The organism is Carboxylicivirga linearis, assembly GCF_018271995.1.
Classification (GTDB): Bacteria; Bacteroidota; Bacteroidia; order Bacteroidales; family Marinilabiliaceae; genus Carboxylicivirga; species Carboxylicivirga linearis.
The window spans coordinates 37,883-50,221 of sequence record NZ_JAGUCO010000024.1 but is presented as its reverse complement, the minus strand read 5'-3'; the positions used below and the strand labels follow the sequence as shown (position 1 = coordinate 50,221).

Genomic DNA, 12,339 nt, shown 5'->3' with positions numbered 1-12,339 from the left:
ATTTAATACTCCAATCGGTTTGATGTTTACATCATATTAACATTCTTATATATTTGATTAATGAGTGTTTGAATATTTCTATTATTATTGAACAGAGCATCAAGTTGCTTTTCTCTATTGTACTTTTCTTCCATTGTAAAAGGTTTCGTCTTTAACTCATTTATTTTATCAATCCACTCTTTGGTATTATTAGCCTGATGACAAATGTTCTTTAAGTTAGTGCCTTCAATCATTTTGTCATTACAAATGCAATGTCTTCCATCAAACAAAGAATTGACTAATTTAAGTTTAACTCCGGTAGCCTGATGTGTATGAAGCAAAATGATTTGCGCCTGGCTTATTAGTTCTTTCATCTTCTCATGTGATGGGTTAGGTATTAGTTCGGTATTTGATAACTGTGAAATTTTCTTTTTAAGAATAGGATCAGGATTCATACCTGCAATTACAATCCTAAAGTCAATATTAGGAATTACCTCATTCATTAGTAATAATACAGACTTGATGTTTTCTTCTACGCTTAAATTGCCGTGTATAAGAATGTAATTACCCGTACCTTCTTTGCTTAAACAAGCAGAGTATTGATGGAAAGGGGGGAGTAAGAATGAGTTTGAATTTGTTTTTTTAAAATGAGGAAGCTCAAAATCAGAAATACAAAAGATACCTGCTGCTTTTTGTAATATAGACTCGTACTTTTTAAGCTTGATACTTTCTGTTTTGAAAAATATCTTTTTAATAAGGTTTTGAGTTGAATTACTAAGCTCGTTATAATAAGAATGCTCAATGTTATGAGTTCTTACAAATACTCTTTTGGGATTTACGTAATTTAAAACATCGGAGCAATGAAGCCCTTCAGCTAAAATAGGGTAGTTGTCCTTATTAAGAATTTTAAATAATTGACGGTTACTTCGTGAAACAACAATGTATGGTTTACTGCTAAAATGTTTGAAAATACCCGTTGATCTTTTGTAATAGAATACCTGTTTGCATATTTTTTCAAGCTGACTTTCTTGGCCTCTATCGTACTGATAACAGTGGAGGATTATCTCAATGTTGTTTTCAGCAAGAGCTTTCAGTTTGTAATATATATCTATTGCGCCTCCGTAATTAGGAGGGTACGGAATTGTTAATGAAACAACATGCAAACAGAAACTCATTCTTAAATTTCCTGTGTTTTACTAATCAACCACTCTCTGTCCATATCGCTTAAATGATCGATTAATGCTTCACGAACTTTGCGATGATAGTTATTCAACCAGACTTTTTCATCTATGCTAAGTAGTTTTACATCAATGGCATTTATATCGATGGGGCAAAGTGTTAATGTTTCAAATTTAAGGAAATCACCAAATTCTGTTGTTTTATCCGCAGAGCAAAGAATAAGGTTTTCAATTCTGATACCATATTTCCCGGTGCGATACAATCCTGGTTCATTGGAAGTGATCATTCCTTCTTCAAATGCAATGCCGTTATCCTGTGGACGGATACTCTGAGGTCCTTCGTGAACATTCAAAAAATGGCCGACACCATGACCTGTACCGTGTCCGTAATTTAATCCTCCAGTCCACAATGCCTGGCGAGCAAGAATATCGAGGTGTACACCTCTGGTGCCTTTTGGGAATACCGCTTTATCTAAAGCAATATGTCCTTTTAATACTAAGGTGAAATCTCTTTTTTCTTCAGGGCTTAATTCTCCCAAAGCAACTGTTCTGGTTATGTCGGTAGTTCCTTCAAGGTATTGCCCGCCAGAGTCAACCAAATATAATCCCTTAGCTTCAACCTTGGCAGCGGAATCTTTCTCAACCGAATAATGAACAATTGCTCCATTTGGGCCATAACCACTAATTGTCGTAAATGAGTCTCCCTGATAATTTTCTTGTTGAGCTCTGAAGGAACCTAATTTTTCAGCAACGCTATATTCATCCAAATCTTCCTTGCCAACAGATTTTTCAAGCCAGTGTATGAATTGTACCATTGCTACACCGTCTTTAATCATAGCTTTTTTAATATTAGCTATTTCTACCTCATTCTTGCGAGCTTTTAATTGAGTTATTAAACTGGCTTGTTCTATTTTAGCCGATTGAGAAGGTAGACTGCTAAAAATAGAGCTGTTAGTTCTGTCAGGATCTATCAGGATAATACTATCCTGAAGCATATCTTTAATGAATTCGTAAAAATCGTTGTACAAATAAACCTTAATATCTTCTTGTGCCAGTTGTTTGCCAATAGAAGAGGTTAATTTATGCGGATCGATAAATAGGTTAACCTGATTTTCAGTAATGATTAAATAGGAATGAAAAACAGGATTATAGGGTATGTCTTTACCACGAAAATTTAAAGCCCAGGCAATCTCGTCTAATGAAGCAATAATGTAATGGGTTGCTCCTTTTTCGAGCATCAGTTTTCTTATCAGTGCTATTTTCTCGCTTCGACTTAATCCGCAATATTCGGTTTTTAATTCAAATATACCCTCGTCGGGTATTTGCGGACGACCTTCCCAAACGTCTTCTTCAAGAAATACTTTTCCATCCAGGCGGATGTCAACCTTTTTAAGTGTTTTGGCCAATTCGCGATAGGCATTAACCGTAATGGTTTTGCCATTAATACCTACTACACAGCCCGGATGTAGCTGAACGGTTAACCATTCTTTAAAATCGGGAGTGTCAGGTTCTCCCATTCGAAACAAATCAATGCCTGAGTCATCTAATTGTTGCTCGGCTTGCAGAAAATATCGTGAGTCAGTCCATAAACCGGCGTATTCACTGGTAACCACTAAAGTGCCCGCCGAACCAGTAAAGCCAGATAACCAATCGCGAAATTTCCAGTGATCGGCCAGGTACTCACTTAAATGTGGATCGCTGCTGGTTACAACATAAGCATCTACTCCAATGGTAGCCATGAAGTTCCTCAACTTGAATAAATTATCGGCTGCTGACATATTAGTAAGTTTTTATAGTTAGATCGCTATTTTCGTTGAATAAGATTAATTGTCCGGTAGTATTCCCCTCTGTACCAATATGGCCGGTAAATGATTCTTTAGTTCCTTCTCTTAAAACCTGTAATTGGTTTATATTTGGATGATTCAACTCACCATTGGTTATTTCCCCATTCAAAACATAGGTATATTCAGATGGTAGCGATATGATTGTATTGGCCATTTTATTTGACACTGAAAGGTGAGCTAATTGGTTTGCTCCTTTTATCATCAACTGTCCTTTTTCAATCTCGAAGAAGCCATAGGTATTTACTTTTTTAATATTAACAAGTAGTTGGTTGCCTGTTATTTTAATGCTGTCGCTTTCAGTAATATTAATTCTATCGGTAGATGAATGAAGTGCTATACTTTTAGTCTTACCTAATTTTAATAAGGAATATTCACTTTTAAAATCTAATTTGGTAACATTATCAGCTGTTAGCGTACAGTTATTAAGAAATCCTTTTACGCTTTGGCAAGAATCCAATTTAGCCTCAGCAAAATTTAAATTAAAGGTATGAGCTTTTTTACTATTTGAGTTGATCAGATGTAAATTACCATAATCAAGATGAAGGCTTATTTTACCATCAATATTTTGAATTAAAACATCTCCCAGATTGTTAGTAATGTCAAGCATTAACTGTTTGGGCAAATGAACAGTGTATTCAACACTAAATGGATAGTTTGAAAAGAATTCATCATCGAACTGTGTGCGGAAAATAAGCATACCTGCTCTGTTTGCTCTTTCAATAGAAATGTAATCTAATACTTCCTCTGCAGAGTTACTGCCAGGAGCTTCCACATTAATAAGAGATTGAACTTCAATGGTATCTCTGTCCCAACCCTTAATCGTAATGTTTCCATGTTGATTGGTTATTTTTAGCATATTGTAGTCCGAAGCATCAAACTCCAGTATTTCTCTTACTCCGTAACCATTTCCTGTTGTTGCATATTTATCTTGAGCATTAGTTATGGTTTTGAAAGATAATAAAATAAGTATGCAGAAGGTTATTGTCCTATATAGTTGTTTCATCATGATAATCTGTATTCAGAGGGCTAATTTAATTAAAATAAAAGGGGTATTAAAATTTAGTTGAAGTCAAGGTACCGCTATCTTATAGTCTTTATTTCTCAAAATTGAGTTGCTTCAGTATGTCAATAAATCAGGTGTTATTCATTAATCTGTAGTTGTTTTATTATTGTTAATTAGTGTAGTTGTTCTTTAATGGATTCAAATTGTTGTTTTTCATTATCTCTTAAACTATTGAAACGCTCAATTTTGCAAGTTATTATTGATGAGAAAATTGAATTTATCAAGATTGTATTAAGGTTGATTTTAGATAATTGAAAATGATAATTATAAGTATTATAGATATGGCTTTAGTTTTGTTGTTTTGATAAATGTGCTTACTTTTATTCAGCTAACAAACTAAACCTACAACTATGAAATTCCCACTAATTACAATAAGTTTTTTTCTTTTTGTAACACTTTTCCCCATTTCAGCTCAAATCGATTATATTTTACAAGATAATGATGTTAATATTGATGAGAACGGTTATATAACTGATTGTCTCTATGATTTCTCAGTTCATGAGGAGGGTACTAACCTTACTATACCCGAAATATTACAAGGGGTTGTTGTAAAAGGAATAAACAATGCTAAACTTATATCATCAGGTTGGACTCTTTTTGATTCAACAGGAGTATTTCAGCATAAAAAATTACTAGCCTTACATCTTCCCTCAACGCTAGAGTTTGTTGGGAAAAAGGCTTTTTATGATAATAGAATTGAAAAGATGGAGATACCGTCAAAGGTGCGGAAAATTGGTTTTTCGGCTTTTGATACTAATAATTTAACTGAAGTTTGCTTTGAAGAGAATAGTGAAATTACTTTTATAGGTAAAAAAGCTTTTGATAATAATTTAGACCTGGATAGTATAGTGTTGCCATCTAAGCAACCCAATTTTGTAAAATGGATAACTGATTACAATACTTTTGTACCATCACCTTATGAGATTAGTAATTTTCTTAGTTCATATCTTGCAATTATAAAATATACCCTCACGGATGATGATGTAGTAATGAATGAAGACGGTTATATAACATCGTGTTCTTATTTTTTAGGAACTGATATTATTATTCCAGAGGTGTTGCAAGGCAAAAAAGTAAGAGGTATAAGCTATGATAATGACTTTAATGAATATGTTCATGATAGCTTTAGAGAGAGTCATCTAGTTTCAGTTGAATTGCCCTCCTCAATAGAGTATATTGGAGAATATGCTTTTGCCGGAAATATTCTGGAATCAATTACAATACCACCTTCAGTTATTGAAATAGATAATTTTGCCTTTTTCGAGAATGAATTAACATCTATTGATTTGTCTGGTTCGTTGGTTAGAATAGGTCATAAGGCATTCTATGACAATGAACTTACTTCAGTGACTTTCTCTAATTCGCTTCAAAAAATTGGTGATAAAGCTTTTTGTGAAAACCAATTAAAAAGAGTGACTCTTCCAAATTCAGTAAATAATATTGGATATTCTGCTTTTAGTTATAATTATATTGATTCCTTGAAGTTATCATCTTCATTAACAAAAATTAATTATTCAGTGTTTTCATATAATGAGCTTGCTTTTGTATCTATTCCAAGTTCAGTAGTTACCTTAAAGGGAGGAGCTTTTAGTCGGAATAGAATAAAAAAAGTAGTTTTTGAAGATGATAGCAGGATGCTAGTAATAGGATCAGGAGTGTTTGCCAGTAATTATGATAATGAAATAAATCAGACGTTACAGAGCATTGTTTTACCTGAATCGCATAAAGAAGGGTGCGAAAATATTGGATGGACCGATAATAAAGGTAACTTTTACTCTGCTAATTTAGAGGTAAACGATTATTCTTTAGAATATAAAGCTGAATTTAATCCCTTGCAAACTTCAGCTATACTCACTCTTTTAGATGAGAATGATAATTTATTAAAAGGTGTTCCAATTACTATTACGCCTGATTCTGAGAATTGTATATTTTTAGATGGGGAAGGGTTTTCTGCTATTTCTGATGCAATTGGTGTTGTAGTAATGAAGAATCTGGGACTTAATACAGATTGTACAGTAAATATTGAAGCTCAGGGATATCAGAGTGAGTTAATTAACGTTCGGTCTGGCAGATTTACTGACGTAATTTTTCAAAGGCAATATGAATCTGTTTACCTGGTTACGCTTGTAGTAACCGATGCGAATAGTGGTGTTTTGGAGGGTGTTGATGTTATTGTTGATGGGGTAGTATATACTACTGATTGTTTTGGTAAAGTCTATCTGGTTAATCAACCCAATGGTGTCATTAACTATACGGCCATTGATGAATCTGGTTCTGAAATAGATGGAACTATTACTATTAATGGATCTAATGTGGTTGAAGAAATTATGTTTGTTAGTACCGGCATAAAGATGATGAATGATAATGCTTTTAAGGTGTGCGCAAATCCTACTTCAGACAAAGTAATCATTGAAATAAATGAGACTTTAATAACTAGTTATGAATTATATGATATTAATGGGCAGCTGGTTTTTAGTCAATTCGGTATCCATGCTCAACAAGTTTCAGTTAATTTAAGCAGTTACCCAGGCGGTGTCTACTTTATAAAAGTAAAAACTACCTCAGGATTAAGTCAAACAGTCAAGCTTTTAAAGAAATAGATTTGATCTACTAAGTAACGGATCGCATCTTTAGAAACAATATCCTTAATTAAGATGCGATTCGCTAAAACGGTAGGTTGCTTTTAGCTTCAGTCTGCAGTCTCCTGCCTTCAATCTTTTAAAAATAATCCTATCTTTGGGCTCCTATATTATCGTGAAACAGATTAACCAACATATCAAAAAGGCAAGCGTTCGCTTTAGCCGATGGATTCGCAAGAGCTGGGCTGTGTTTAACAGTCTGGGGCGCGAGGTGTCGATTGGTCATCTGGATGTGCCTGTAGCAGGACAGGCTTTGAAAAAAGCACTTCGTAACAGTTATGTTATTCAATCAGAATATTCTTTCGATGATTTAGACGCAGTAGATAGCGATACGGTTGAAGAGAATAATCTTATGTGGGAGAGCTTAATGCTGTTTTTGTTGCCTGTTTTAACACTTGATCTTCCGTCCCCTTCGGGGAATTCATCAACTTATAACGTATCGGAAAATAATTGGCTCACGGCTGATTATCATTTAATAAAGGCTACTTCAGTATTGAAGTGGCCTGAATTTGTATTGCCTATAATCAAACAGCTATGATAGATATAGAATCAATTAAACAAAAAGTACTTAATGGCCTGTCTATTTCGTTACAAGAGGCTAAAGATTTAAGCCTTGTTAGCAATAAGGAAGATCTGTATAAGGCTGCCGGCGAAATACGCGATCATTTCTCAGGAAGGCAGTTTGATATGTGCTCTATTATAAATGCTAAATCGGGCCTATGCAGCGAGGATTGTAAATGGTGTTCGCAGTCGTCGTTTTATCATACAAAAGTTGAATCGTATGAGTTGGTTGATGAGCAAAAAGCAGTGCAGCAGGCATGTCTGAATGCCAATCAAGGGGTGCAAAAATATTCGTTGGTGACCAGTGGAAAGGCTTTGTCGGAAGCTAATCTTAATCAATTACTTTCGATTTATAGGCAGATAAAAGTTAAAGCTAAAATAGGGCTGTGTGCTTCAATGGGGCTGCTTGATAAAGAGGCTCTTAAAAAGCTGAAGGACGCAGGTGTGGAGCATTATCATTGCAATCTAGAAACATCGCGTTCGTATTTCCCGGCACTTTGTTCAACACATACCTATAATCAGAAGATACAAACCATACGATGGGCTCAGGAGCTAGGTATGAAGGTATGTTCTGGTGGAATTATTGGTATGGACGAAACCATGAATGACAGGATTGAATTGGCTTTTGAACTGAATAAGTTGGGCATTGATTCCATTCCGGTAAACATACTAAATCCGGTGGCAGGAACACCTTTAGAAGGAACCTCTCCTTTAAGCGATGAAGAAGTGCTAACCAGTTTTGCCCTGTTTCGCTTTATCAACCCAAAAGCTAAGATTCGCTTTGCAGGAGGACGAATGCAGATAAAGCATCTTCAGCAAAAAGCGCTGGCAGCAGGAGTGAATGCTGCTTTGGTTGGTGACTTATTAACCACCATTGGTTCTAATATTGAAGAGGATAAACAAGCTTTTATAAGGGCTGGTTTTGATATAAATTAAAACTAATAATATAAACACATATCAATTATTAAACATGAAAAAAATAGAGTACATAAAAAATTCAGTAATCTCGTTTAAGCAATGGCAAGGTGTTAACTACGCCGCATTTAATAGTCTTCATAAAGTGGTGCGCATCGGAACCATGCTGGCTGTATATCTTAGTTGGTTTGGTTTTAAGCAAACTATTGCTCAGACTGATTCATTGTCCATTAATAAGAAAATTAGTCTCGAAGAGGTGGAGGTGAGTGCTCGTCGCTCAACGGCCGTCTATTCCGAAGTGGGGCGAATACTCCATGTGATCAGTCGGAAAGAAATTGAAAAACTACCTGTTTACAGTGTTCAGGATTTACTACGATATGCCATGAATGTGGATGTACGTCAGCGAGGCCCTTTGGGTGTTCAGGCCGATGTGAGTATTCGTGGAGGTTCGTTTGATCAGGTAATGATACTTTTCAATGGTATTAATGTTACTGATCCTCAAACTGGTCATTTAAGTCTGAACCTGCCGGTTGATATGCAAAGTATCGAGAGTGTTGAAATTTTGGAAGGACCAGGAGCGCGTGTCTACGGGCCCGGTGCCTTTAGTGGAGCTATTAACTTTGTTACGGGATCGAAATCTACCAATAATGCCACAGTTAATGCTATGGCCGGGCAGAATGGTTTGTATAATGTGGCAGCAAATACCACCATCAAAACAGGAAAACTAAAAAGCTATGCGGCAGCTAATGTGGCAAACAGCGACGGTTATATCGATAATACCGATTTTAAAAACCATAGTATTTTCTACCAAGGCTTATTGGATTTGGGAACTGAGAAAATAGACTTTCAGGTCGGTTATAATGATAAAGAATACGGAGCCAATGCCTTTTATACACCCAAATATCCAGAGCAGTTTGAACAGAATAAAACAACTTTTGCCTCTGTTAAAATGACAACCGGAACAAAGGTGAAGATTACTCCTGCTTTGTATTGGAGACGCCATCAGGATCGTTTTGAGCTATTTCGAAATGAAGCACCCAGCTGGTATACTACTCACAATTATCATCTCACAGATGTATACGGAGCCAATGTAAATGCTGTTATTCCATGGAAATTGGGTAAAACATCTTTTGGAGGTGAGTTGCGAGGTGAGAATATATGGAGTAATAATATTGGAGTTGATATGGAAGAACCTATTGACGTACCCGGTGAAGATGCCCAGTTTACAAAGTTTTATGAGAGAACCAACATGTCAACCTTTTTGGAGCATGTATACAATTATAATAAGTTCTCTGTTTCAGCGGGTGTGTTAATGAATTGGAATTCGTCTTTAGGTATTGGGGTAGATTTCTTCCCGGGAGTAGATGTGAGTTATTGGGCTTCTAATAATGTGAAGCTATTTGGTAGTGTAAACAAATCGTTGCGTCTGCCTACATTTACTGATTTGTTTTACGATGGCCCAACCAATATTGGTAATCCTGATTTAAAACCAGAAGAAGCATTGACATACGAAGGAGGAGTTAAATATCTGAATGATTGGTTTAGTGGTCAGGTAAGTGCTTATTATCGTCAGTCGGAAAATCTGATTGATTGGGGACGTTTGGAAGGTGAAGTAGAGTATCAAACCCGCAACTTATCGGATATGGATAGTTATGGGTTAACTTTTCAAGGACGAGTAAATGTAAAAGAGTTGGCTGCTTCATCACCTCTTACTTCTATCGATTTTGGATATGCTTTTATTGATCAGGATAAAAATGCTCCGGATGATTATGAATCGGTTTACGTATTGGATTATTTAAAGCATAAATTTAATGTGGCTGCTAATTTTCAAATATTGAAAAAACTTACAGCAGGTGTTAATGTACAGTGGCAGGATCGTGAAGGTGGATATCAGAAGTATTTAGAAACAGGAGAAGAAGTAGCTACAGATTATCAACCGTTTTGGTTGACCGATATGCGTTTGCAATGGAATGAAGCGAAGTATAAAGTATATGTTGATGCCAGTAACTTATTTGATAATACTTATTACGATTTAGGAAATGTACCGCAGCCCGGAAGGTGGATTAAAGCAGGTGTTCAAGTGAGCCTTGATTGGTAATACGTGATCTCACCAATAACACATATTATTAGATTCTGATATTTGTGTTATTGGTGGCCTGTGTTATTGAAGAATTCCTGTTTGATGCTTTAAGTTGATGATTAATTATTAGTTATTTCTTAATAATATGCATCTCACAAGCTTTACAATCGAATTGAAGTTTGTATGTATCTTGTTTGTTAAACAGTGTTAGAGGTAAATATTTTCTTGCCTCCGGATGAAACTTCAGGCATTTATTAGTCATGTATAATAAGCAATGTTTGGTCGTCATCACTTCTACATTGTTTTTAATAGCTTGTTTTTCAAATCCCCAATCCAACTGCGTTACACCATGACGTTCATAAAATTGTTTGGCCAGCTGATTAGTAATATTTGCTTTAAAATCAAGCTCTGTTTTAATAAACGGATGGTCTGTCTTTTTAAACTCTATATTTTTAGGTTGATATGATTGAAGGCGGAGATTGGTGTGGTTCTCAATAGCTGATCTGCGCAGTTCATTGAGTATGGCTGCGGGAACAAACCAATAGTATTTGTGATTCATCTGAATTGATTGAGCAACGTAAGGCGTGTTTCCAAGTTTACTCAATTGCTTTTCTGTTTGGCTCGCCAAGCGCTCTTTGTTTTGAGCTACTTCTTTCTCGCTTAACTCCTTAAAACTGGATGAGCTTATTCCGTCTTCATCAATTAAGGTTAATTTCAGTACTTCTTCAGTCTCTTCCAATATAAGATCAAGTGCTATTTTTCTTTCGCTTTCTTTTTTTGAAATGGCTTGTTGAAAAGCCACATCGTTGTTGCGATAAATATCTGTGCCTTGCTTTAACCCTTTAGTCTGATTTGAAAAAATCTTATTTCCATTACTGGTATTTACACGAACACCTACCAGATTTTTATACTGATCGAAGAAACAAAGTCCATCGCCATTCGCAATTCTAGTCGATCCATCAATCGTAAAGAAATCTTTACCAACTTTACTAATTTTTCCGATATATTCACCCAAAGCTTTAGGTGTATCAATCGACCAAACCTTGTCATCTCTATCGTGCAGAAAGTATTCGGTAAAACTACGGTTAAAACTCTTATCAGGTGCAGGTGTAAAGCTGGTTAATATGTTTCCGGATGATGCTTTATTAATATCCGTTCGTTTGGCCATTATTCGATCTAACTCTTTTCTGTAATGAGCCGTCACATTGGCAACATAATCTTTCGACTTTAAACGGCCTTCAATCTTAAAAGAGGTAATGCCGGCATCAATTAATTCTTCGAGGTTAGGTGTTTGGTTTAAGTCTTTGAGCGAAAGAAGGTGTTTGTCTTTATATAATAGGTTACCATCTTTATCTTTTAACGAATATTTTAATCGGCAGGGTTGAGCACACTCACCACGGTTGGCACTGCGTCCGTTAATTGATGCGCTCATATAACATTGACCACTATAACATACACATAATGCCCCATGAATGAAATACTCAAGTGGAACCTGTGTTTGCGAGCTGATATTTTTGATCTGATTGACAGACAACTCGCGAGCTAACACAACCTGATCGAATCCTGCTTTCTCAAGAAATTGAACTTTCTCAACGGTTCGATTATCAGTTTGCGTGCTGGCATGAATGGGAATAGGAGGAAGGTCTGTTTCCAACAATCCCATATCCTGAATGATTACAGCATCAGCTCCAATTTTATAAAGCGAATGAATTAATTGGTTAGCTTCCTCAATCTCACTGTCCTTTAAAACGGTATTAAGCGTTATGTATATTTTGGCATTGAATAAATGGGCATGCTTGATTAATTTCTCAATGTCTTCTAATGAGTTACCTGCCTGTTTTCTGGCTCCAAATCCCGGACCTCCAATGTAAACAGCATCCGCTCCATTATTAATGGCAGCCAAACCGCACTCCAAATTTTTAGCGGGTGATAATAGTTCAATATGTCTTTTGTTTATATTCATCGACAATGATATCAGCAGACCAAATCATTGAAAAATTCGGTAATTAATTTATAATTTCTATTTTTGTTAATGGCAGATTTGTCTGCAACAGCGCAAAAATAGCATATTTATTTGACC

Annotated in this window: 8 protein-coding genes; 4 read left to right on the top strand and 4 right to left on the bottom strand. The window is 35.7% G+C overall.

The window, feature by feature from the left end; genetic code table 11:
• Window positions 1-26: 26 nt before the first annotated feature.
• From KEM10_RS19710 to KEM10_RS19700, 3 genes are read right to left on the bottom strand one after another with little or no spacing between them, the layout of a single operon-like run.
• The gene (locus KEM10_RS19710) at window positions 27-1,154 is read right to left on the bottom strand and encodes a glycosyltransferase family protein (protein WP_212218530.1); all 1,128 of its coding nucleotides are present in this window, start codon (window positions 1,152-1,154) and stop codon (window positions 27-29) included.
• A 2-nt stretch (window positions 1,155-1,156) separates the two neighbouring features.
• Window positions 1,157-2,935 (bottom strand): aminopeptidase P family protein, encoded by a 1,779-nt coding sequence (locus tag KEM10_RS19705; RefSeq protein WP_212218527.1) that lies wholly within the window; start codon window positions 2,933-2,935, stop codon window positions 1,157-1,159.
• A 1-nt stretch (window position 2,936) separates the two neighbouring features.
• Complete coding sequence (locus KEM10_RS19700) at window positions 2,937-4,007, bottom strand: hypothetical protein (RefSeq protein ID WP_212218524.1); 1,071 nt, start codon at window positions 4,005-4,007, stop codon at window positions 2,937-2,939.
• Between the two features lie 407 nt (window positions 4,008-4,414).
• Here KEM10_RS19700 and KEM10_RS19695 point away from each other — a divergent pair, with 407 nt between their 5' ends.
• The 4 genes from KEM10_RS19695 (at window position 4,415) to KEM10_RS19680 (ending at window position 10,277) form a co-directional block, all read left to right on the top strand.
• The gene (locus KEM10_RS19695) at window positions 4,415-6,664 is read left to right on the top strand and encodes a leucine-rich repeat protein (RefSeq protein ID WP_212218521.1); all 2,250 of its coding nucleotides are present in this window, start codon (window positions 4,415-4,417) and stop codon (window positions 6,662-6,664) included.
• Between the two features lie 154 nt (window positions 6,665-6,818).
• Entirely contained in the window at window positions 6,819-7,241 is a 423-nt protein-coding gene (locus KEM10_RS19690) for a hypothetical protein (RefSeq protein WP_212218518.1), read from the top strand.
• A complete protein-coding gene (bioB, locus tag KEM10_RS19685) occupies window positions 7,238-8,200 on the top strand; it encodes a biotin synthase BioB (RefSeq protein WP_212218515.1) in 963 nt (320 codons plus the stop codon). The genes KEM10_RS19690 and bioB overlap by 4 nt, the downstream gene beginning before the upstream one ends.
• 34 nt (window positions 8,201-8,234) lie before the next feature.
• Window positions 8,235-10,277, top strand: coding sequence for a TonB-dependent receptor (locus tag KEM10_RS19680; protein ID WP_212218512.1), 2,043 nt, complete (start codon window positions 8,235-8,237; stop codon window positions 10,275-10,277).
• A gap of 112 nt (window positions 10,278-10,389) precedes the next feature.
• Here the strand turns inward: KEM10_RS19680 and KEM10_RS19675 are convergent, their stop codons facing one another.
• Window positions 10,390-12,222 (bottom strand): peptidase U32 family protein, encoded by a 1,833-nt coding sequence (locus KEM10_RS19675; RefSeq protein WP_212218509.1) that lies wholly within the window; start codon window positions 12,220-12,222, stop codon window positions 10,390-10,392.
• Between the last annotated feature and the right edge of the window lie 117 nt (window positions 12,223-12,339).

Excerpts from the sequence above, each read along its gene's own strand:
- KEM10_RS19705 (WP_212218527.1), bottom strand. The coding sequence starts at position 2,935 with ATGTCAGCAGCCGATAATTTATTCAAGTTGAGGAACTTCATGGCTACC.
- KEM10_RS19675 (WP_212218509.1), bottom strand. The coding sequence starts at position 12,222 with ATGAATATAAACAAAAGACATATTGAACTATTATCACCCGCTAAAAAT.
- KEM10_RS19710 (WP_212218530.1), bottom strand. The coding sequence starts at position 1,154 with ATGAGTTTCTGTTTGCATGTTGTTTCATTAACAATTCCGTACCCTCCT.
- KEM10_RS19695 (WP_212218521.1), top strand. The coding sequence starts at position 4,415 with ATGAAATTCCCACTAATTACAATAAGTTTTTTTCTTTTTGTAACACTT.
- KEM10_RS19700 (WP_212218524.1), bottom strand. The coding sequence starts at position 4,007 with ATGATGAAACAACTATATAGGACAATAACCTTCTGCATACTTATTTTA.
- KEM10_RS19680 (WP_212218512.1), top strand. The coding sequence starts at position 8,235 with ATGAAAAAAATAGAGTACATAAAAAATTCAGTAATCTCGTTTAAGCAA.
- bioB (WP_212218515.1), top strand. The coding sequence starts at position 7,238 with ATGATAGATATAGAATCAATTAAACAAAAAGTACTTAATGGCCTGTCT.